The sequence below is a fragment of the Streptococcus sp. HMSC074B11 genome (assembly GCF_001808705.1).
GTDB lineage: Bacteria > Bacillota > Bacilli > Lactobacillales > Streptococcaceae > Streptococcus.
The window spans coordinates 25,066-46,712 of sequence record NZ_KV794288.1 but is presented as its reverse complement, the minus strand read 5'-3'; the positions used below and the strand labels follow the sequence as shown (position 1 = coordinate 46,712).

Below are 21,647 nucleotides of genomic sequence, written 5' to 3'. Positions count from 1 at the left end.
ATTATCTTTTACTAGTTTCTGAAACGATCGTTTTAATCGGTTCAAAACTGGTGCGATGAATAGGTGTGATACCGTGCTTTTCAATTCCTTCTAGATGCTTAGCAGTTCCATAGCCAGCATTTTGAGCAAAATCATAACCTGGAAATTCTTCGTCATAGTTAGCCATGATCTTATCTCTGGTAACTTTAGCTATAATCGATGCTGCTGCAATAGATAAGGAGTTGGCATCTCCTTTGATGATGGATGTCTGAGAAATCGGCAAGTCCAAATTCATAGCATCAATCAAGAGGTGCTCTGGTTGAGGCTCAAGCTGATAAATAGCTTCTTTCATGGCTAGTTTCGTCGCTTCATAGATATTGACTTGGTCAATGACATGATTGTCCATAATACCAATGCCAATTGCTAAAGCATTGTTCTTAACGGCTTGAAAAATCTCTTGATGTTTTTTCTTTGGGATCTTTTTACTGTCATTCAAGCCTTTAATCTTACAATTTTTGGGAAGAATGACAGCTGCAGCAACCACTGGACCAGCCAGAGGGCCACGTCCAACCTCATCTACACCAGCAATGAAGCTTATTCCATTCTCGTAAAGCTCTTTTTCATAGCTAAGCATGGCTTCTAAGCGAAGATTTTCATCAATGTCAGATTGAAGGGCCTTTTTACGCTTTTCAATTTCCTTTTGGACACCTGAACGAGAATCTTTTTCAAATTCCTTAAACAAGGGACTTTCAAGTTCAGTTATCTTTGCTAACTTCTCTTTTATTTCTTTAATCGTTGCCATTGAGATCATCCAATGTATCTAAGGTATAGTTACCAAGTTTTCCATCACGAACCTCTTTGACAAAGAGATTGTAAAAACGATCGTAATCATCACGGAAACCAAGGATACGAGTCATATCCATGATAATTTCAGGAGCTTCATCATCCAGATTCATTTGTTTAAAACGTTCTTGAAGCTTATCGGGATAATGGGTTTTAAAGTAGTTGAGACCGAAAATCGTCACTTCATCCATCGGAAGCAACTGGTCTTTGATAGCTCCAGTCAATGCGAGTTTAAGGGCAACCGTTTCATCTTCGAATTTTGGCCAAAGAATCCCTGGAGTATCCAAAATTTCTAAATCCTTATTGGTTTTAAGCCATTGCTGGCCTTTTGTCACACCAGGCTTGTTTCCAACTACAGCAATTTTCTTACCAGCTAAACGGTTCATCAGAGTAGATTTTCCAGCATTTGGAATGCCGATAATCATGGTACGTAAGGTTTCGATTTGAATACCACGTTCTTTTTGACGGGCAATTTTATCTGCCATAAGTTTCTTGGCAGCGTCTGTTACGACTTTAACTGTAATTTGCTCTTTAGAGTTGATAGCAAGTGTCTGAATGCCTTGTGATTCAAAGTGCTGACGCCATTCTTTTGTTAATACTGGGTCCGCTAGGTCTGCCTTGTTTAGAATCAATAGCCTTGGTTTGTCCCCAATGATTTTAGTCAGCATTGGATTTTGGCTAGACAAGGGCAAACGTGCATCTACTAAAACTGTCACAAAATCAACAAATTTTAAATTTTCCTGGACCTGACGACGCGCCTTGGACATATGTCCAGGAAACCATTGAATAGTTGCCATTCTGTAAAATTCCTTTCTTTTATTGGATTTGTATCTATTTTTTCATATTTAAAAATTAAATAGATATCCTTTTTCTAAAAATAAATCACTATCTTTTATTATAACATGATTTCTCATATTTGACGCTTGATTCAATGCCGATTGTAAAATGTTTTCTAAGTCAATCAGTCAAAAATTAAATTCCTCATTGTCTAAAACAATTGAAAAATAATAGTGTTCACCATGATCTTTAACATAGTTGCTGATATATTTTTCTGTTTGAATAATGGATTTACTGCTATCAATGGTTGGATCTTGTTTCTCGTAATACCAATGATCATAAGTATGTTTCAATTGGCCATTCTTGTAGCAAAAAACATCCCCACCTAGTATAATTTGATTATTGGCTTTGAGATTATCAAGTATGTCTGGAATTACTAAATAATCATAAGCGTATGCGTTGATCCCTATGTGATTTAAATTTATCCCTCTTGTATGTATATGTTCAAAATTCTGCTTCATAAAGTTCATTTCTCAAGTTTCTCTTGATAAGCAAAATCGATAACCACTTTGCAGTTGTTATCGATTTTAATGATTTTTAATCTTTTTCACCTAGCTGACTGTTGATTCTCATCATGATACTTGCAATTTTTTCTCCCCAGTATGGATCTGATGCATAAAGAACATTCATCCCTGACGCTTTATTTCCAAGGTATGTTCTGCCATTATCGATGTAATTTTCGCGGATCCACTTGGCTGCACCTAAGATACCCTTATCAACATCGTCAAAGCTTTTTGCTGAATCATATGGTGTTGTATCATAAGCGGCAATACCAAAGAAGTTGTTTTTATCCTTGGCAATTTGGCTACGTCCCCATGAACTTTCTATAGCACTATGGGCGATTAGATAGAGAGCGTTGATCTGATAACGTTCTTCAGCTTCTTTAAAGATTGCTCCCTTACCTGCCAGACGACTTCCTTTGATATTCATAAGAGAATAGACCTTATCTAATTCTTCAGCTGTGTAATTGGTTGGTTTTCTTAAATCTCTAAATAAGAAAGGATTTTCAACTGTAAAGTTTTCAAAGTTCATGCCATCAGCTGAATAGTATTTTTTACCAATTGTCATTGATGAACTATGAGGTGCTACACGAATACTTGCGTAAGGTGATAACTCATGGTAAAGATAATTACCGTCAGTGGCATAGTGAGGAATGAAGTCACTATCTGAGCTGACTGCTACTAGATCACTCTTGTTCATATAGCCTGAAAGGCCAGAAATTTTGACCGGAAGTCGACCGTCTTTGGCTTCAGCTCCATCAATCGCTACAATACTTCCTTGCGAAATATAGCTAAGTTTCTCACCAGAAGCACTATATACATTTGCTGTAATTGGTTTTACTTTATAGTATGAGGCTGTATCAGTAATCCATTTGCCGTTGCTTTGGAAAGTATAGTCTTTTCCATTAATGGTGAAGTTACCAGTTACATAGACTCCATCTTCTTTTAGATAATACCAAGCGTTGTAGTCCTTATCGAAAATCCATTCATTTTTGGCCATATAACCAAAAGATTTGAGATAGTAAGAACCTACCCATTGATTTTCAGCATAGGTACCGTCCGACTTGAGGTAGAACCAACTCTTGTATTTTTCATCGAAAATCCATTCGCTTTTAGCCATGGCGCCACTATCTTTTAGATAGTATTTCTCTTTCCATTGGCTACTTAACATGACACCGTCTTTATTAAAATAGTACCATGAACCGCTGATTTTCTCCCACTTATCGCGAATAATTTTTCCTGATGCTGTAGTATAATACCACTTATCTTCGAGTTTTGCCCAGGCATTTTCTGCCATAGATCCATTAGTCTTGAGAAGAAAGTCTTTATAAATAGTAGCACTTAACATGACACCAGATTCATCAAATCGATACCATAGGCCATCAATCTTTGCCCACTTGTCACGATTGATTTTACCTTCTTGATTCCCATAATACCATTTATCAGCAATTTTTACCCAGCTATTTTCAGCTAAGGCTCCACTTGATTTGAATAGATAGTCATCGTAAACAGCATTGCTGATCATGATACCATTTTCATCGAATCGATACCAAACACCAGCTATCTTTTTCCAATTATTACGAGTTACTTTCCCATCCTCAGTGGCATAATACCATTGGTTTTCAATTTTTACCCAAGAAGATTCTGTCAAAGCACCGCTATTATTCAATAGGTAATCATTAAAGATAGTATTACTAAGCATGATACCATCTTGATTAAAATAGTACCAAACACCAGCTATTTTTTTCCAATTCGAAACTGGTTGATTATTCTCATAATAACGCCATTGGTTATTTTCTTTTTGCCAACCTTCTTTGTTAACTACTTCTACTACTGCTTCTTTTGAAGGTTGTTCTTTTGTCTCTGGAGTTTGAGAAGTTGCTTTTTCAGCTTCGCTTTGATTTTTCTTTTCATTGCTTACTGTATTCGTAGCAATCTTTTCTGATGATTGAACATTATTGGTAGCTTGAGAATCCTCGGCATAGACTGTCGTTTTTGCAAAACCTGCCATAGAGAGGGCAACTGTACTTGCCAGCAATATTTTTTTCATTCTTTTCTCCTTGCAAATACCTAAATAGTGGATTTGATGTTTCTATATATTGTGTAAAAAACAGTAATTATCCACTATATTATACAATATTCTGTTAAATATAAAAGTAGTATCTTTCAGAAGAAAAGAACTTGTAATATTTTTAAAATATTTTAGAAATAAAAGTCAATAAAAAGTAGTCGAACATCAGCTGAACGACTACTTTTTTATAAAATTATGCTTGACCATAGACTTCTTTGCGATTTGTTTTGGTTGCTTTAGTAGAATTCTTCCAAAGGTTTGGATTGATGAAAATAGTGACGATTGCTAGTATTGCAAAACCAATCCCAACATACCAGTAGGGTGTATCCAAGGTTGTAGAGCGTCCTGAAAGATTGACAATTCCTCGGAAAAGTGTACCCGCTGTAATAATCGCTACTGCCGAATTCCATAGATTTAGACTAATACGAGAGAAATGAGGGAGAACCTTGAGAAAGATTGCAAGTAGAATTCCCCCGATAAGAGGTACTGCAAACAAATAGTGCATATGAACAGAGGTTTCTCCAAAACTAAAAGCTTCATAAATTCTAGAAAATGCAAAGAAGAAAATAGTGATTAGTGTATAAGAAATGACTGTTTTCTTAAAACGTTTTTTGCCAAGATTAGTAACCGATGTAGACAATGTCACTCACCGCCCTTTCTGAAATTTTGTTTCCACCAGTCGTTGGTTTATTGATAACCTGACCGTTGAAATAAAGTGTAGATGATCCACCGCCATCAAGGTTATAGGCAGTCTTTGCACCATAAGATTTCATGACCTCAGCTAGCTGATAAAGAGAGAGTCCTTCACTTTCTGATGTACGTCCGTCTGAAACTACAATAATATAGTGGTTTTCATCGATAATACCAATAGCTGTACGAGGATTTGATGCCATGGCCTGTCCTACTTCTTGGTTTGTTCCTACTGAAATTTCTCCATTTTCAACCAAGGCTGGTCCAAAAGCCAAGAGATTGACGACACCATCATTGACTAGTTGCTCAGCTGAAATCTGGTCTTCGTAAATAATCTTGAAAGAACCATCTTTATAAATAGCTAAGTCACCATTGCTAGAATCTTCACGAATAGTATCACGATAAACAACACCATTACGGATAACATAGCCTGTAGAGTTAGCACCATAGTAGTCCCCATTTACCGCTAAAATGGCATTGTTGTCAGCTGCGGTTACAGAGGTTTTTGCAGTTACATTTGTCCCATAGGCATTTTGTGCAAAGGCTGTTTTTAGATAATCTGATGAATTCATAGTAACATCTGCAACGTAGACTTGCGTGTTATTGACTGTCGTTTCAATCAAATTAATGGAAATATTGTCATCTTTATAACTGGAATCTGTGACGCTAGCTGTCTTGGCAGCTTGACTTGCTGCTGTAGCATTAGAACTTGTGCTCGTTGTAGCGACTGTTGAGATAGTCTCAGCAAGGACAAAAGTTTTTAGCATGGAATAACTAAAGGATCCTGTCAAGACTAAGCCGAGAACTGAGGCGTAAGCATAACGTTTCTTTAAAAATTTCATAATACAGTTGATGTCCTTTCCTTAAAGATGAATTTCTTCTGCACTGTCCAAGAGACAGCGAAGAGAAGGATGCCGACGATAACTTTAGCAATCAGAAGGTTGATACCAAAGACTGTAAAGAAGAGACGAATCAGTAGCGTGTCTAAGACAAAGAGTCCGACTGCTAGACCAAAGTATCCCATCCCTGTTTTCACAAGGCTATCGTCATTTTTAAAGACTAGTTTCTTATTTGTAGAATAGTTGAAAATAGAGCTAGTCACACGAGCGACTCCGTTTGCTAGAAAGATTCGTAGACTCGTCGGAACTGTCGGCAAAATCAAGATTGCTAGGGCGTAAACGACATAGTCTACAACAAAGCTACTGAGAGATGATAAGGCAAATTTAAAGATATTTTTATAAATCATGAGCCCGTCTTGGATTGGACGGAAGTGTGAAGCCTCATTATCGTTGATATAGACAGTTTCAATAGGCACTTCTAGAATCTCGTATTCTTTCGTTGCCTCGAGCAACATATTCATTTCATATTCATAACGTTGGCCTTCAATCTTAAGCATAAACGGTATCAAGTTTGTCGTAAATGCACGAAGTCCAGTTTGCGTATCTGTTACTCCTACTCCTGTTTGAAGCTTAAAGAGAGCTTTGGTTAAGCTGTTACCAAAACGGCTATGAAGGGGAACTTTTCCAGAAAAGGCACGTACACCCAAGATTAGCTTGTTTGGATTTTCGGAAGCTTTATTAGCCGTGCGGAAAATATCCCATACCTTGTGCTGTCCATCCGCATCTGCTGTGACAACCGTACCATAAATGTTTTGTTCTTGGATATAAGTAAAGGCTGTTTTTGAGCCTGCCCTTTACCTTGGTTCACTTGGTGACGAATGACAGTTGCATATTGTTCTGCTTTGTCAAAGATTTTTTGGCACTCAGATGAACTGCCGTCGTCTATGACTAAGATATGAAAATCACTCTTTTCGTGAATTTTTTCGATGAGTTTGATAAGTTTATTATCTGGTTGATAAGCTGGAATGACTATGTAGTTCATATTGATACCTCTTTCTTCGATGATGGTATAACTATACATAACATCGCTTAAAGATAGCTTATATCAGTTTTCTTTAAGAAAAAGTTTAAAAAACTTTAAGCTGAAAGAAAAGGAATTATCAGTTCACGAGGAATGGAGTTTGAATTTTCAGATAAAAATAAATATACAAAAATCCTCAAATAGCAACTATATTTGAGGATGAATCTTATCATACAATGAGAGTACTTAGTCTATTTTCTCTCTTAATCTTTCAACAAAGAGATAGGCTGCAGGACAAGTTAAAGTGTTTTTGATCGTTAGATTATTGATTTGGTAAATCTTCTTACGGTCAGTATGTGGAAATTCACGACAGGCTTTGGGACGGACGTCGTAGATGGAACAGAGATTATCGCCTCCTAAAAATGGACAGGGCATAGATTTGAAGACCTTATCTCCATCCTCGTCTACCTGCAAAAACTCAGCTTCAAAGGCTGGCAATTTCATTTTAAAATACTTGGCAATACGTGTGATATCTGCTTCTTTGAAGTCTGGACCAAGACTCTTGCAGCAGTTAGCGCAGGCTGTACAATCAATTTCATTAAAAACTTCTTGATGGATTTCAAGCGCAATTTTATCTAAATTTTTAGGAGCTTTCTTCTTTAGATTTCCTAAAAACTTACGATGCTCTTTTTGTTTTTGCAAGGCTAGTTGGTGATAATATTCGATATCGATTTCTTTTGACATAGTTTCTTTCTAATTTTTAATGTTGATACAAACATTTTTATACATAAATAAAATTATGAAAATGATTTAGAGACATAATTTTAACAATAATGAGTTTCTCCATTCAGGACAAAAACTACCGCTATACTATCATTCTTTCTAAAAAAGGTTTGATGCAGTTGGTTAAAATGCCTTCTATCCAAGATTTTTGAGCGGACGATAGATTTTCTGCATCTAAACATTCCTTAAGAAAATCACGTACCTGATCAGGTGCTATTTCAAATTCAAAAGCCTTCATTTTGTAGAAAAAGTCAAACAAAGTGTTAGAGAGATAGTCAGTTGAAAATGGAATTTCTCCAGTTTTTCGATACATGATTAGAAGTCGGGAAAATCGAGCTTTTTCTTCGGGTATATCCTTAAAATACGAGTTAAGCAACCAGACTTGCTTTTGTTTTCTTTCAAGAGGATCTTGACTAGCAATGCGTTGATCCTTTTCGAGTTCTCTTTGGTACTGTTTTGATTTTATAGAACGTTCTGTCCGATTTTTACCAAAGAGAATCTTTTCCCACTGGCGTTCTTCTAGAGTCAGTGTTTCGCTCAGTCCAAAGTAATCTTGATAGGCACGTTCAGCTGGTCCCATTGCTAGAACCAGGTTATCCGCATATTGTTTTGCAATCTTGTCTCGCTTCTTTCGTTCCTTTTCAGCCTTGATGCGAAGTTCCTGCTCATAGTCAATTTTTTCTTTTCCTAGTTTAACAAGATAGAGTTGATCGTCAGATTTTCCAAGTAGAAAGGGTTTGATAAATTTCTCAAGGACTTCTTCCATACGAGCTTTCTTCAAAGGCTCTGCCTTAGTCCAACTTCCACCTTGAAATACCTCCAAAAAGAGTTGATAATCCTTTTCTGGTGAGAATTGATTACCTCGATTTGACTTAAAAGCTCCCTTTTTCCATAGCCAGTTGATCAGTCGCTCATCAAAATCTGTTTTATTAACTCGAATGGTTTCTTTTTTCTGGACCTTTCTGGTTAGATTTTCAAGCTTTCTGAGAAGTTTTTCCTCCTCTTCTAGCTGTTGATCTAGGTTAATTCTCTGGAAATGGCGAACACAGTCACTCCCAATGGGAAAGAGACGTTTGCCAGTAACTCCGTTAAAAAGTTCATAAGCATACTTAATAGCATTACCGCAGACACAATTGCTTCGACCGATTCCATTAAAAATCAAGGAAACTTCACTCCATTCTTTGGTAGCTTGTTCCCAAGTATCGGCTTTAGATGCCTCTAAAACTGCATCATATAAGTTTTTTCTAACAGGAATGGACATGATGTCTCCTTTTTTTTTAGAGTTTAACGACTTCTACTTGGTCTTTACCAAGTAGAATCAAATATTTCTCAACTGTTTCTATCTGATAAGAGCGAGATAGAGCCTCTGCATAGAGATCCAATTGTCCTCGATAGCGTTCAACAAGCTGACTAGCATGCTCATAACGATCTGTCTTGTAGTCAAAGAGAACAATTTTATCCTCATAGAGGAGATAACCATCTAAGATTCCACGAACAACAAAGTCTTCCTGACTCTTAGCATCTCTTTTTAACATAGAGAAGGGCTGTTCTCGATAAAGTTTATCTTGATTTGCAAGAATCTCTTGACCTAGAGCTGTATCAAAGAAGGACAAAATTTTTCCTAGATTGATTTTGGATTTGACATCCGAACTTACTTGAACTTGCTCTAAAGCTTCTGTCAAGGTTTCCAATGTAGGTTTTTTATCGAGATTGATTCGTTGCATGAGTTCATGGGTAGCACTACCAATTTCAGCACCAGTAACTTTATTAGTTTTAGAGAAATCAGGAAGGTTGAATTGAACAGTGCTTTCTTTTAGTTGACTTTGACCAGCCACTACTACGCCTTCCATATCCATGACGGGTTCATAGAATTTTTTAATCTGACTTGGCGTTTGAACACTTGGAAGATTAATTGCTGCTCGGTGGACTTGATTATAGACTTCCACTTCTTTCAGCATTTCTAAAGCTTCCTTAATGGTATCAGATTGACGGTTATCTGCTTGAGATTGATCTTGAAGCTTACTTTTATTTTCCAAGACTCCGATAGCTTCCTTGGTTAAGTCTTCTTCACCCTCAAAAAGTACAGTGAAGTGCAAATCATCTTTCGTAAATGCTTGGTAAATCGCCCAAATCCAGTCCTGGAAATTAGTAGCATCTAGTCTAGTTTCTCGAGTCAAAAGACCTTTTCCATTTGTCGGATATTCTTTAGACTCCAACTTTTCTCGAGATCCCTTTCCGACTAGATAGAGCTTTTTCTCAGCCCGAGTCATGGCTACATAAAGTAAACGCATCAACTCAGAATAGCTTGCTAATTGGAGCTCTTCCTCATTTTGAGTATAAGTCAAGCTTGGGATGGATAACTTAATCGTAGATGGGACATATTCCTCTTTTGCATTTGTAGCAACTCTAGCTACGTACTTAAGACCAAGACCATTTTTTCGACTTAGGATAACATCAGACATGGAATCTTGCTTGTTAAACTGCTGATCGATATTGAGAATAAAGACATAAGGGAATTCAAGCCCCTTACTCTTATGAATACTCATCAGCTCGACAGCATCCTTAGGTGGAGCTACAGCGACACTAGCAAGGTCATGCTGGGCTTCCAAGACTTGATCAATCATAGCTATGAAGCGTGATAAACCTTTAAAATTACTCTTTTCAAACTGATCAGCTCGTAGTGCTAGGGCATAGAGATTAGCCTGTCTAGCCTGACCATTTGGCAAGGCACCAACATAATCATAGTAGAAACGTTCGCTATAGATTTTCCAAATAAGGTCATAAAGTGAATGCGTTTTTGAGAACAAACGCCAAGAATTAACAGTTTCCATAAAAAAGTTGAGTTTTTTATGGAGTTCAGATGTTATCAAATCCTTTTGAGGACTAGTATTCGCTTGAGCATTGACTAATTTTTCATAAAAATTCTCTTGAACCTTATCCTCAGAATTTTGAAGAGCTAGACGAGCTAATTCATCCTCATCAAAGCTAAACATCGGAGACTTCATTAAAGCTACTAACGCGAAATCTTGAAGAGGGTTGTGGATGACACGAAGAGTATCCAACATAACCTGGACTTCTAGGGATTGCAAATAGTTTGATTGGGCGCCATCTGTCTTAACTGGAATACCATACTCAGACAAGGCAAGTAGGACCTGGTCATTGCGACTTCTGCTGGCAGTTAAGAGAGCCATATCCTTGAAAGGGACACCTTTATCATTGTGGAGATGCAGTATCTCCTTAAGCACCATGCGCATTTCACCAGTCAGTTTGTTGGTTGCAAGTTCCTCCTCATCATCAGAATCGCTATCATCATCCTTATCGTACAAGAGAACTTCTGCCTTGTTTTCAGGATTTGCTTGAATATCAGTATTTCCAAAAACAAGTTGATGCAAACCATCATAAGAAATCTCCCCAACTTCCTCGTCCATAAGATGTTTAAAGACGTCATTAGTAGCATCCAAAACTTCGGAACTACTACGGAAATTTTCTTTAAGCAGAATTAACTGACCTTCTTTGCCATCTTGAGAAAATCTATGAAATTTTTCGTTGAAGATTTGGGGATCTGCCTGTCTAAAACGATAAATAGACTGCTTGATATCTCCCACCATAAAACGGTTATAGCCATTTGAGAGGAGTTCTAACATTCTTTCCTGGATATGGTTGGTATCCTGATATTCATCGACCATAACTTCGTGGAAGCGTTCCTGATATTCTTGTCGAACCTGAGGGAAGTTTTCTAAAATCTCAATGGTATAGTGGCTAATATCAGCAAATTCAAAGGCATTTTCTTCACGCTTCCGTTGTCGATAGACATCAACAAAATCCCTCATGAAGACTTGGAAAGTCTTTGCCAAGTCCCAAGAAGCTTGATGGTAGTCTTCTTGGAATTTCAATAAGGTGATTTGGTCATTGAGTGCAATCAATTTTTCAAACTTTGCTTTTCTCTCTTGGTTGTAGGTTTCTTTCAAGTCTTGCAGTTCGGCCTTACGACTGGCATTTGTAAGAGAACGACCTCCCTTATCCTTAGAGATACTAACAACTCGGTCTAGCACTTTTTGGATATTGTCAAAGGTTGATTTATGGCTTAAAGAACCGATCTCATCAAGAACTTGCTGGACAGATTCTAGGTAAGCTGCTTTGCCAAATTCCTTGGCATCATTCTCTAAATGGTAACGGAAGAAACTTTCTAAATCCCAAAGTTTTTCTTTTATAGCATCTGCGAGTTTTTCTTTGGAAACTGTAAAATCAGCCTCTTCAAAGCCTTTTAGAAAAGTATTTTCTAGCCAAGCCTGAGGATTACTTGTAGATTGCAAAAAGTCATAAATCATGTAGACCTGTTTACGCAATCCACGTGCATCCTTGCTTTTACCTGCAAAGTTCTTGACCAGCTGACTAAACTTGACTTGTTCTTTACCTTGGTAGTGACTTTCAAAAACTTGACGAAACACTTCGTTTTTTAAGATAAGTTGCTCACTTTCATTCTCAAGAATCCGAAAATTTGGGGCGAGGTCAATCAGATAACCATGTTTAGCCAGGAACTTCTGAGTAAAAGAGTCCATAGTTCCAATGGCAGCGTTTGGTAAATCAGCTAATTGTCTTCCAAGATGTTTTTTTAGCTCCAAATCTTGAGTCTCTTGGATTTGTTGGCTGATTTTCTTCTCCAAGCGTTCTTTTAACTCGGTTGCTGCCTTTACCGTAAAGGTTGAGATAAAGAGTTGGCGAATTTCTACACCACGCGCTAGTTGATCAAGAATTCGTTCAGCCATGACAAAGGTTTTTCCTGAGCCAGCTGATGCTGAGACCAGAATGTTTTGACCAGAACTGTAAATAGCTTGAATTTGCTCAGCAGTTTTCTTTGGTTTCTTGTCAGAATGAGCTTCTTCTATTTGCAACTTTTCAATCTCTTCTTGGGATAAAAATTTCATCGCTCCAACTCCTCTCTTATTTTATTAAACCATGTTTCCTTATCATTGCTCTTTGCGACCTTATCTAATAATCTAGCCTGACCCAGATGGTAATTGGCTTCAAAACCTGTAATAGCTTGATATTGTTGAACATAAGGTGCAATGCTTCTACCGTTTTCTGTATAGGGATTGATCGCAAATTCACCAGATAAAATCTTCTCTGCTGCTTTCTTATAAATAAGGGCGTTATAGTCCAGCAATAACTGGAATTCCTCATCAGACAACTGATAAGTCTTATTTTTATTGTAAAACTCTCCTAGGTTTTTTATCTCTTTTTCGAGAAATAACCCTTGATATTTCATACTCTTAGTCGTTTCTGCTAAAGCCTTTGAAAGAGTTTTAACAGTTTGTAAGGACTGAACTGGCTCAGCCATCTCTAAATACATAGCACCAAAGAAATCGGTATTTCCTTCTTTCTTAAGAGCAGCTAGATAGGTTGGTAATTGTGAATTAAGGCCGTTATAGAAGAGAGGAAACTTAAACTGAGTCAAAGAAGACTTATAATCTACAACACCGATAGCTCCATCTGATTTTAGACGGTCAATACGATCGACCTTCCCACGGACATAAATATTACGACCGTTATCTAACTGAACAAAAGCTTGTTCCTTACCACCAAATACTGCCTCTTCCTGAATGGTTTCAATTTCAGAATTGTGACGCAGAATGTGTCCAGTTGCACGAGCAACATCCAAAAGAACTTCCTTGATTAATTGGGCTTCCAAACTTTCTTGATAAATGGCTTGAAATTCTCGCTCTTGACTGGTTTCAGAGATTGCTTGTTCTAAACGACGATCAAAAGGTGTATCAACAGGAAGTTTCATAGCTCGTTCAAAAATACGATGCAAGAAATTTCCATGACTTCGTGCATCAGGTCGTAGACGCAATTCTTCCTGTAAGCCTAAGACATATCGAAGGTAATAGCTGTATTCATTACGATAAAACTCTGTTAATCCAGAAGTTGATAGATAGAAATCCTGACCTTGAGGATACAAGGCATCTAAAGTATCTGCTGCTAAAGTCTTACTTCGTGGACTTGTAGGCAGAACTGGATTATCCAGACCTTTACCCTCCAACTTTTTACCCATAACACGGGCTAAAACTTTGACAAAGGTTAAGTCTTGCTCACTTGTTTCCATCTCACCTTGCTGATGATAGGCAACCAGACTAGACAAAAGACTGTGATAAGAACCGATATCATCCTTTGTTAGGTTTTTTCGGTCAATTCTCTTTTCAATCTTGGTAAAACCAAAGTCTTGTAATTCTTTCAGATATACCGACTCTTTACTCTCGTTTTCATTGAGTAAACTTGGTGCCGATAAGACCAATTCCTTCCTAGCAGAATTGACCAAAGAAAGCATGGTATAGCGATTCTTCTTAAGATTTTCATGACTAGCAATCAATAATTGAGAGCCTTCTTCAGTACCTTGGTTTAAAACTTCTCTTTCTTCATCACTTAAAAGACTAGTATTTTGGGTGATTTTAGGTAGATGGTCCTGGGTTAAGCCAAGTGCATAGATGTAATCAGAAGTCAAAGGCGAAATCAAATCATAACTTTGCACTAGAACCGTATCTACCGTTGCTGGGATTGTACGATAATTTGATAAGGACATCCCTGAATGAAGAAGAGCCAAGAAATCATCTAAAGCGACCTGAGAACCTTCAAATACAGTCGCAAATTGCTCCATTACGTGGCAAAATGCCTTCCAGACCTCCTCTTGTCTTTCTTGCTCTGTCGCATCCATCGTTTCGGATAAGGATTGTAATTGCTTGGTCACAGATGCATCCTTCAAAAAGTTGTTCCATTTTGTAAGGATATTTTCAGTCTTTTGCTTACGACTTCCTAGTAAATTTTCTAAAGGTGTAATGATACGAAGTCGAAGTTCATTTAATTTTTCTAGATCAAACTTTCCGTGATGTGACTTTGTAAACTCTTGTTTAAAATTAGAAAGACCATCAATCCCCAGATAGCGGAGATATTGTTCAAGGCTATCAATTTCCTCTTGACTAAGGTCCGTATACAAGTTAGTTCGTAAGAGATTAATCAAATCTTCTTGACGGAAATTGTATCGTTTCAAACGTCCAATGGATTCTACAAATTGAGTCAAAGGATGATGAGCCATGGACTCACTCTTGCCCAGATAAAATGGAATCTGGTATTGATTAAATATTGTCTGCAAAGACAGTTTATAAGACTCTACATCTCCTAGCAGGATTCGAAAATTCTTATAACTAAGTTCTGAATCTTGATGCAATTTCTGGCGAATACTACGAGCAACTAACTCCAACTCTTCTTTTTGTGTTAGACAAGACCAGATTTGAAAGTCCTTTCTATCTTCGTCATTCACATCTAAACTAATTTCGGAATAATCATAGGCACTTTCGAGAAGTTTTGAGGCTTTAGCAAAGGCATCAAGATTTCCGTGTTCTTGACATGCATTTTCTGCCTTGGTCTGATATTTAAAAGCTAAATGGCGTAGAAACTCAACACTGGCTTGGTAGAGGTTCCCTTCACTAAATGGGCTAGTATAAGATTTCTTAGACGCATATACACCAATAACAATCTCAACACCCTTACGATAAAGTAGATCCACTAGGTGTTCTTCTTCTGAAGAGAAACGAGTAAAACCATCAATAACTAAGGCAATCTGGCTAAAATCACTACTTACTTTGTTTTCTTCTATAGCATTGATCAGATAGGATAATTGACTCCCTTGCGAAACTTGACCTTGATTCAGATAAGCTGTTACCTTTTCAAAAATCAAGAGTAAATCAGAACGTTTATCAGCGTCAGATAGACTTTCTAAATCCAAAAAACTCATCTTTGCAGTTGAAATTTCATGATAAATCTCAATCAGTTGCTGGATGAATTGCGGATCTTGCTTAATAGCTCCGTAAACACGTAAATCCTTAGGGTCAATCTCGGACAGACATTTATAGAAAGCCATACCAAGACCGATATCATCGAGACTTGACCTCTCAGGAATATCATTTAAAACTAGATAGCGAGCCATTTGAGCGAAGCGCGTGACTGTGATAGCGAAAGAAGCCTGCTGGCTTAAACATTCCAGCACGGCACGTTCCTTTTCAAAAGAAAGAGAGTTAGGGGCGATATAAAAGACTCGTTTGCCTTGGGCAACCAGTCCTTGAGCCTCCTTGGTTAGGATTTCTGTCAAAGAAGTCCGAATATCGGTATAAAGTAGTTTCATCTCTGCCTCGTTTGTTTTTGTCATTACCTTTTATTATATCATTTTTTAAGTCAAAACAGATTGATATAAAGTCCTAATTTTAACCTGTCCCATATCAAAAAAGTCGGAATAAAATCCGACTTTTTATAGTTATTAACTACCAGAAAACAAGAGTACCCATAATTCCCAAAATGCAGTAATGTTGATCATGATATGAAGCAAAATGGGATAATAGAGAGAATGAGTTTTTCGGTAGAGGAATGCACAAATTGCTCCTCCACTTGCATAGGTGAAAAAGGCGAGTGGTGTTAAACCTGAACTGACATGCACATAGCCAAAGACACAGGCTGATAGCAAAACATCTCCATACCATTGTGAATCTTTCAGAAATGTATTCATCAGAACTCCTCGATATACCAATTCTTCTGTAATTGGTCCTAGCAGACAAACAATAAGTAAAAGATAAGGTAACTCTTGTCGCCCTGTCATCTCAGTCAATTCATTTAAAGCCATTTGATTGGACGTTGCAGGGGTTAAAAAGGAAAACACAATATCTGAAAGATAACTGACTCCATAAGCAAGAAGCAAATAAACTGGATATCTCCATTTCCACTTCAACTCAAAAATTCTTCTACCTTCGAATACTAGTAAATAAAGAATAGCTATAAAAGTAACGATGAGCTCTAAAAAAGCAAGAATTTGAAAAAATTCTCTACTAGCAGGTACAAGCCTACCTGCAAAATGATTAAAAATCCACCAAAACCATGTCTTTCTATAAATAATTACTAACAAGGCTAGTAAAATCTGTACTGTTCTTTTTTTCATGCCAAGTCCTCTGATTTTTTATCCATTATCAGCATAATATTAAATATATTACTAATTTAGTATATCATATTTTTGTTATCTATCCACTAAAAACCTAAATAGAAATGGCATTTCACTTAGCTTTAGACTTATTTGCCTCAAAATATGCTATAATATAGGCAAAACACGTGAAAAGGAAATACTATGATTAAACTACTTGCTCTAGATATGGACGGTACTCTACTCAACGAAGCCAAGGAAATTCCTCAGGCTCATATTGATGCTATTCATAAAGCTATCGAAAAAGGTGTCAAACTGGTTCTCTGTACTGGTCGTCCTCTCTTCGGAGTCCTCCCCTACTACAAGAAACTCGGTCTTGATTTGCAAAATGAATACGTTATTGTCAATAATGGTTGTTCCACCCACCAAACCAGTGACTGGAGCCTTGTCGATTGGCGAGAACTTAGCAAATCTGACATCGAATACCTCAATGACCTTGCTGAAAAGAGTGAGGTTCAGTTGACTCTCTTTGATGAGGAACACTACTTCGTACTCGGAGGCAAACCAAATCCTATCGTTCAATATGATTCCACACTTGTCTTTGCTGACCTGACTGAAATCTCACTGGAGGAGGCTACCAGTGGTAAATATCGTATGTTCCAGGGAATGTTTTTAGGGACAAAAGAACAGACAGATGACTTTGAACAACGTTTTTCTGAAGAGCTTTGTCAAAGATTTAGCGGTGTTCGTTCTCAACCTGTTATCTATGAAGCAATGCCACTCGGTACAACTAAAGCCTCTGCTCTTTCTCGTTTAGCTGAGATTTTGGATATCCAACCTTCTGAAATCATGGCTATGGGTGATGCCAATAACGACATTGAGATGTTAGAGTTTGCTGGGCTGGGGATCGCCATGGGAAATGCCAGTGACCACGTCAAATCTCTCGCTGATGCCGTAACTGCTAGCAATGAAGAAGATGGTGTTGCACGCGCTATTGAGAAATATATTTTGTAGAAAATAAGCCCAGTCAACTAGTATTTCTAGCCAACTGGGCTTTTATTTTTTTAAAAATTTAAAAACTTTAGAAACTCTTTAGAAATGCTTGACGATTCTTTGATATCTATGCTTTATACTAGAGTTATAAAAATAAAACATCTTATACTCTTCGAAAATCAAATTCAAACCACGTCAGCTTCGCCTTGCCGTACTCAAGTACAGCCTGCGGCTAGCTTCCTAGTTTGCTCTTTGTTTTTCATTGAGTATTAAAGGTTAAAGGAGAAAACTATGAAAACAGTCCTCGAAATCCATGGCTTGTCCAAACAATTTGGCAAACAACCTATTCTACAAGATCTTAGTCTCTCGGTAAAAGAAGGAGATATCTATGGACTTATCGGAAAAAATGGTGCTGGTAAAACAACTCTGATTAAAATCGTTACACAATTATTATCTGCTGACCAAGGAACTATTTCCCTCTTTTCTAGTCAAGGGTATAAGGAGTGCACAAAAGCCCTATCTCGAGTAGGTTCAGTCATTGAATCCCCAGTAGCTCACAATCATTTAACAGCCTATCAAAATCTAAGATACTATTGTACTATTCGACATATCCCAAATGCTGATCAAGTCATTCAGGATACATTAAAGTATGTGGGGTTAACAGATACAGGTAGAAAAGTTTTTCGAGATTTCTCTCTTGGAATGAAACAACGCCTAGGCATTGCTATTGCCCTCCTATCAAAACCAGACTTTCTCATCCTTGATGAACCTATCAATGGACTTGACCCAATCGGTATCAAAGAGTTTCGTCAAATGATTCAACGTCTGAATCAAGAACTAGGAATAACAATTCTCATCTCTAGTCATATCTTGTCAGAACTCTATCTGGTTGCCAATCGCTTTGGAATTCTTGACCAAGGGAAAATCATTCGAGAAATCAGTAAGACCGAATTTGAGACACTTAATGAAGACTATATCGTTCTAAAAACAAGTGACAAAGAAAAAGCTAGTCAAATCTTAAAAGACAAAGTGCATCTTGAATTTAAAGTTGTTAATTCAGAAAATGAGATTCATATTTTTAGTCATGAACAAGATATCAAACGCATTCTTAAAGAACTTACGCTAGCAGATGTTGACGTGGATGAGATTTACTATGCTCGTCAAAATCTTGAAGAATACTTCACACAATTAGTAAAATAGGAGATAAACCATGATACATACAATTCAAGCAGACTTTTACCGTCTTTTCCGTTCCAAAGGATTTTGGATTACAGAGCTCGTTCTCTTTGCACTCATGTTAATGGGGGCTACTTTCGGAGCTACAGGACAGATCATATCCGTCAGTACAAGTACAAACGCAGAAACCGAACTGCCAAGCAAGGGATGGGATGGTATACAAGCCCTTATTAACACCTCTAGCAATAGCTCAAACCTAGTTTTCCTCTGTATTATCCTTGCTTGCCTAGTTCTAGGAGTTGATCTTATCGGAAAACTCTATAAAAACAGTTTGACAGTGGGTGTTTCTCGCACAGAATTCTTCCTAGCTAAGTTTGTTGTATTAGCAAGTATCGCTCTAATGCAAATTCTTGTTAGCCTAGTTATTGCTTTCGTACCAGCGACTATCCTAAACGGTCTTGGTACGATGCCAGAAGGATTTATTGGCAATCTCCTTCTAACAATTTCTCTTCAATTTCTCTGCATTCTAGCTTGGCTATCTATTGTTTCCTTCATTCTCTATGTGACTCATTCTTATTTGGCTGTTTTCATTGGCTATTTAATCAGTTCTACCTTGCTTTCATTGCCGATGCTTATCTACCCAGATATCGAGATTTTGCGCTATTTATCCTTGAACTTTACCTATGCCATGACTGACTATAGCCAGGCCATTCTATACACCGTTATCGTTACTGTAACCATTATTCTACTCTTTACCATTAGTGGACTTGCTATTTTCAAGAAGAAAAGCCTATAAAAACAACCTCCTCTATTCAAAAAGAGGAGGTTCTTTGCTTTAAAAGAGAACTCTAACTGTAAACCAAGAACCATCTGTACTTAGTTGTAGTTCTGCACTAAGTAGATGGGATAATTCTTCTGTAATATAAAGACCTAAACCTGAGGATTCTTCAGTATCTGAGAGGTTTTCAGAGTAAAATCGTTGACTGAGATTTTCAATTTTACGAATGGGTTGTTTGACCAGATTAGCAATTTCCAAACAAATGTGATTGTCCACTTCCTTCAAAGAAAATCTCGCTTCATCCTTACCATGTTTTAGAACATTGCCAATAATATTTTGTAACATACGATCTAATAAATCTGGATCTGTTAATAAATAGAGACCAGGTTCCACTTGAAAATCAAGGTTAATCTTTGCCGTCTGAAAAGAATCATAATAGGTCAGTAATTTTTGTGTTATAAATGTTGAAACTTCTAACTCAGATAAGTCAGCTTTAACTGCTCCTTCCATTAAACGACGATAGTCCAAAAGAGCCTCTAGACGTTTTGAAACTTGATTGAGATGATGGGAAATTTTTTTTAAACTCTCATACTCAGGGTTTTCTGTTTTAAGCAATTGCTGAGTATAACCTGACGCAATCGTTAAAGGTGTTCGAATATCGTGTGCAATATTGCTGATAGCCATGTCCAAAGTCTGCTTTTCACGCTTCATAATCAATCTCGACTGTTCAACTTCTTGAAAGAGTTGATTAATTTGCTGGTAGAGATGTAAAAAATCCTTGGAGAAAGTAGATACTCCGATTCTCTTCATACTTCCAGTATAAATCTTGTCTTCGATTTGTTGGCTCAAGTTCACGAGTGCTAAATGATAGCGAATCAACCCTATCGTCAATAGGATAATAACCAGCAGTAGCAAAGATAGTAAAATGTAGATCATTGCTCATCTCCTTTTAAGCGAACACCAACTCCCCAGATAGTTTCAATATACTCTTGCTCTGGATCCAGTTGGCTTAATTTTTTACGGAGATTACTTAAATGAGTGTTGAGAGTATTGTCACCTGGTAAATAAGTATCCTCCCAGACCAATTCAAAGAGTTCTTCTTTCGTAAAAATCTTCTTAGGATGTCTCAACAAGGTTTGGAGAATCAAGCATTCTTTCTTAGCTAGGCGAATAATTTCCTGGCTATTTTTGATTTCAAAACTATCTGGATCAAATTGAATATTTTTTAACTGGTGAATCAACTTGTCTGGATGTTCGATTTCAACTGGTTGCTTGTCACTATTTTGACGCAATTGTACCATAACCCTAGCAAAAACTTCATCCAAATCAAAAGGCTTTACAATATAATCATTAGCACCATCTAAGAGATATTGACTGATAAGCTTTTTATCGCTTAGGGCAGTTAGCATGATAACAGGAACTGAACTATCTTGTCTAATGGCTTTTAAAACCTGATCACCATTTTTACCCGGAAGCATAATGTCTAACAAGATTAGATCAATGCCGCCTTGTTCAAATCGAATCATTCCTTCGGTACCAGAAAAAGCCTGAATCACCTCATGTTTCTCAGAAAGAAGAGTTCTCAAAATTTCTTGAATCTCATTATTATCTTCAACGATAAGTATTCTAGCCATAAACACCAACCTTTCTAATAGTATTATATCATGTTTTTTTAGGAATTTCGGATAAAGAAAAACTCTCCTTCATGATTAAATATGAAGAAGAGTTCACTCTATATATTTAAATTAAAGCTGTCAATGCGGTAATAATCCCAAAAACGATACCTGGAGCATTGGCTGCTGCCAAAGGGATATCTCGTTCTTTTTTAAAGAGACCGTAGTATACCCAAAGACTGCAGTTAAGTGCAGCTACTGCTGGTTGGATAAAGTTTCCTTTTTGACCCGCAAGGTTATTCATAATTTGAGGAATATAAGAGACATACATCATTACAGACATAAAGGTTGCAATCCAACCTAAAGTTTTCATTTGTTTTTCAGTCATTTTCTTCTCCTTTCAAAAACAGTTTCCATTATACACTTTTTTTAAAAATAGTGAAGTTTAAAAGCTATTTGTTAAAAACTTGTAAATTATCACAAGATTGTGATAAGAGTATTCGTAAAAATGGCGGTGGGACAGAAATCGATAGACAATGTCTCGATTTCGTAGTCCCAGCCCCGCGAG

Annotated in this window: 17 protein-coding genes and 1 pseudogene; 3 read left to right on the top strand and 15 right to left on the bottom strand. The window is 37.1% G+C overall.

All coding sequences use genetic code 11. The annotated features are described in order from the left end of the window. Position 1 precedes the first annotated feature (1 nt). The 12 genes and pseudogenes from HMPREF2619_RS07435 to HMPREF2619_RS07380 all read right to left on the bottom strand — a co-directional run bounded on the left by HMPREF2619_RS07435 (position 2) and on the right by HMPREF2619_RS07380 (position 16,540). Positions 2 to 781 (bottom strand): ribonuclease HII, encoded by a 780-nt coding sequence (locus HMPREF2619_RS07435; protein ID WP_070460426.1) that lies wholly within the window; start codon positions 779 to 781, stop codon positions 2 to 4. Continuing rightward, positions 768 to 1,619 (bottom strand): ribosome biogenesis GTPase YlqF, encoded by an 852-nt coding sequence (gene ylqF / locus HMPREF2619_RS07430; RefSeq protein WP_070460424.1) that lies wholly within the window; start codon positions 1,617 to 1,619, stop codon positions 768 to 770. The genes HMPREF2619_RS07435 and ylqF overlap by 14 nt, the downstream gene beginning before the upstream one ends. Positions 1,620 to 1,787: 168 nt before the next feature. Further along, a complete protein-coding gene (gene imm40 / locus HMPREF2619_RS07425; protein WP_186821496.1) occupies positions 1,788 to 2,120 on the bottom strand; it encodes an Imm40 family immunity protein in 333 nt (110 codons plus the stop codon). 76 nt (positions 2,121 to 2,196) lie between these two features. Continuing rightward, entirely contained in the window at positions 2,197 to 4,209 is a 2,013-nt protein-coding gene (locus tag HMPREF2619_RS07420; protein ID WP_070460420.1) for a glucosaminidase domain-containing protein, read from the bottom strand. A gap of 214 nt (positions 4,210 to 4,423) precedes the next feature. Further along, the gene (locus HMPREF2619_RS07415; RefSeq protein WP_070460671.1) at positions 4,424 to 4,870 is read right to left on the bottom strand and encodes a hypothetical protein; all 447 of its coding nucleotides are present in this window, start codon (positions 4,868 to 4,870) and stop codon (positions 4,424 to 4,426) included. Further along, positions 4,851 to 5,762: a phosphodiester glycosidase family protein gene (locus tag HMPREF2619_RS07410; protein WP_070460418.1), complete on the bottom strand. Its 912-nt coding sequence runs from the start codon at positions 5,760 to 5,762 to the stop codon at positions 4,851 to 4,853. The genes HMPREF2619_RS07415 and HMPREF2619_RS07410 overlap by 20 nt, the downstream gene beginning before the upstream one ends. Then, a pseudogene (locus HMPREF2619_RS07405) lies at positions 5,759 to 6,801 on the bottom strand (glycosyltransferase). The gene HMPREF2619_RS07410 and the pseudogene HMPREF2619_RS07405 overlap by 4 nt, the downstream one beginning before the upstream one ends. A 225-nt stretch (positions 6,802 to 7,026) precedes the next feature. Beyond that, positions 7,027 to 7,524 (bottom strand): YkgJ family cysteine cluster protein, encoded by a 498-nt coding sequence (locus HMPREF2619_RS07400; RefSeq protein WP_000031465.1) that lies wholly within the window; start codon positions 7,522 to 7,524, stop codon positions 7,027 to 7,029. Positions 7,525 to 7,645: 121 nt separating this feature from the next. After that, on the bottom strand, positions 7,646 to 8,824 hold the full coding sequence (locus HMPREF2619_RS07395) for a hypothetical protein (RefSeq protein ID WP_070460416.1): 1,179 nt from the start codon (positions 8,822 to 8,824) through the stop codon (positions 7,646 to 7,648). Positions 8,825 to 8,840: 16 nt separating this feature from the next. After that, a complete protein-coding gene (gene addA / locus HMPREF2619_RS07390; protein WP_070460413.1) occupies positions 8,841 to 12,488 on the bottom strand; it encodes a helicase-exonuclease AddAB subunit AddA in 3,648 nt (1,215 codons plus the stop codon). After that, a complete protein-coding gene (rexB, locus tag HMPREF2619_RS07385) occupies positions 12,485 to 15,736 on the bottom strand; it encodes an ATP-dependent nuclease subunit B (protein ID WP_070460411.1) in 3,252 nt (1,083 codons plus the stop codon). The genes addA and rexB overlap by 4 nt, the downstream gene beginning before the upstream one ends. A 132-nt stretch (positions 15,737 to 15,868) precedes the next feature. Continuing rightward, positions 15,869 to 16,540, bottom strand: a complete 672-nt coding sequence (locus tag HMPREF2619_RS07380) for a CPBP family intramembrane glutamic endopeptidase (protein WP_070460409.1) — start codon at positions 16,538 to 16,540, stop codon at positions 15,869 to 15,871. Positions 16,541 to 16,723: 183 nt separating this feature from the next. Between HMPREF2619_RS07380 and HMPREF2619_RS07375 the strand changes: the two genes are divergently transcribed. The 3 genes from HMPREF2619_RS07375 (at position 16,724) to HMPREF2619_RS07365 (ending at position 19,484) form a co-directional block, all read left to right on the top strand. After that, positions 16,724 to 17,533 carry a Cof-type HAD-IIB family hydrolase gene (locus HMPREF2619_RS07375; protein ID WP_070460407.1) on the top strand — a complete coding sequence of 270 codons (810 nt, stop codon included), beginning with the start codon at positions 16,724 to 16,726 and terminating at the stop codon, positions 17,531 to 17,533. A gap of 270 nt (positions 17,534 to 17,803) precedes the next feature. Continuing rightward, positions 17,804 to 18,712: an ATP-binding cassette domain-containing protein gene (locus HMPREF2619_RS07370; protein WP_070460405.1), complete on the top strand. Its 909-nt coding sequence runs from the start codon at positions 17,804 to 17,806 to the stop codon at positions 18,710 to 18,712. A 10-nt stretch (positions 18,713 to 18,722) separates the two neighbouring features. Then, the gene (locus HMPREF2619_RS07365; RefSeq protein WP_070460404.1) at positions 18,723 to 19,484 is read left to right on the top strand and encodes an ABC transporter permease; all 762 of its coding nucleotides are present in this window, start codon (positions 18,723 to 18,725) and stop codon (positions 19,482 to 19,484) included. Positions 19,485 to 19,523: 39 nt separating this feature from the next. On the opposite strand, the gene HMPREF2619_RS07360 is transcribed toward HMPREF2619_RS07365, so the two are convergent. The 3 genes from HMPREF2619_RS07360 to HMPREF2619_RS07350 form a co-directional block, all read right to left on the bottom strand. Next, complete coding sequence (locus tag HMPREF2619_RS07360) at positions 19,524 to 20,402, bottom strand: sensor histidine kinase (protein ID WP_070460402.1); 879 nt, start codon at positions 20,400 to 20,402, stop codon at positions 19,524 to 19,526. Beyond that, positions 20,399 to 21,100, bottom strand: a complete 702-nt coding sequence (locus HMPREF2619_RS07355) for a response regulator transcription factor (protein WP_004253665.1) — start codon at positions 21,098 to 21,100, stop codon at positions 20,399 to 20,401. The genes HMPREF2619_RS07360 and HMPREF2619_RS07355 overlap by 4 nt, the downstream gene beginning before the upstream one ends. A 106-nt stretch (positions 21,101 to 21,206) precedes the next feature. Next, entirely contained in the window at positions 21,207 to 21,467 is a 261-nt protein-coding gene (locus HMPREF2619_RS07350; RefSeq protein ID WP_070460401.1) for a SemiSWEET family transporter, read from the bottom strand. Positions 21,468 to 21,647 lie beyond the last annotated feature (180 nt).

Bases quoted from the DNA above. Each gene is read 5' to 3' on its own strand.
- rexB (WP_070460411.1), bottom strand. From the start codon at position 15,736: ATGAAACTACTTTATACCGATATTCGGACTTCTTTGACAGAAATCCTA.
- HMPREF2619_RS07360 (WP_070460402.1), bottom strand. From the start codon at position 20,402: ATGATCTACATTTTACTATCTTTGCTACTGCTGGTTATTATCCTATTG.
- HMPREF2619_RS07350 (WP_070460401.1), bottom strand. From the start codon at position 21,467: ATGACTGAAAAACAAATGAAAACTTTAGGTTGGATTGCAACCTTTATG.
- HMPREF2619_RS07395 (WP_070460416.1), bottom strand. From the start codon at position 8,824: ATGTCCATTCCTGTTAGAAAAAACTTATATGATGCAGTTTTAGAGGCA.
- ylqF (WP_070460424.1), bottom strand. From the start codon at position 1,619: ATGGCAACTATTCAATGGTTTCCTGGACATATGTCCAAGGCGCGTCGT.
- HMPREF2619_RS07400 (WP_000031465.1), bottom strand. From the start codon at position 7,524: ATGTCAAAAGAAATCGATATCGAATATTATCACCAACTAGCCTTGCAA.
- HMPREF2619_RS07435 (WP_070460426.1), bottom strand. From the start codon at position 781: ATGGCAACGATTAAAGAAATAAAAGAGAAGTTAGCAAAGATAACTGAA.
- HMPREF2619_RS07355 (WP_004253665.1), bottom strand. From the start codon at position 21,100: ATGGCTAGAATACTTATCGTTGAAGATAATAATGAGATTCAAGAAATT.
- HMPREF2619_RS07420 (WP_070460420.1), bottom strand. From the start codon at position 4,209: ATGAAAAAAATATTGCTGGCAAGTACAGTTGCCCTCTCTATGGCAGGT.
- HMPREF2619_RS07370 (WP_070460405.1), top strand. From the start codon at position 17,804: ATGAAAACAGTCCTCGAAATCCATGGCTTGTCCAAACAATTTGGCAAA.
- imm40 (WP_186821496.1), bottom strand. From the start codon at position 2,120: ATGAAGCAGAATTTTGAACATATACATACAAGAGGGATAAATTTAAAT.
- HMPREF2619_RS07375 (WP_070460407.1), top strand. From the start codon at position 16,724: ATGATTAAACTACTTGCTCTAGATATGGACGGTACTCTACTCAACGAA.
- addA (WP_070460413.1), bottom strand. From the start codon at position 12,488: ATGAAATTTTTATCCCAAGAAGAGATTGAAAAGTTGCAAATAGAAGAA.
- HMPREF2619_RS07410 (WP_070460418.1), bottom strand. From the start codon at position 5,762: ATGAAATTTTTAAAGAAACGTTATGCTTACGCCTCAGTTCTCGGCTTA.
- HMPREF2619_RS07365 (WP_070460404.1), top strand. From the start codon at position 18,723: ATGATACATACAATTCAAGCAGACTTTTACCGTCTTTTCCGTTCCAAA.
- HMPREF2619_RS07380 (WP_070460409.1), bottom strand. From the start codon at position 16,540: ATGAAAAAAAGAACAGTACAGATTTTACTAGCCTTGTTAGTAATTATT.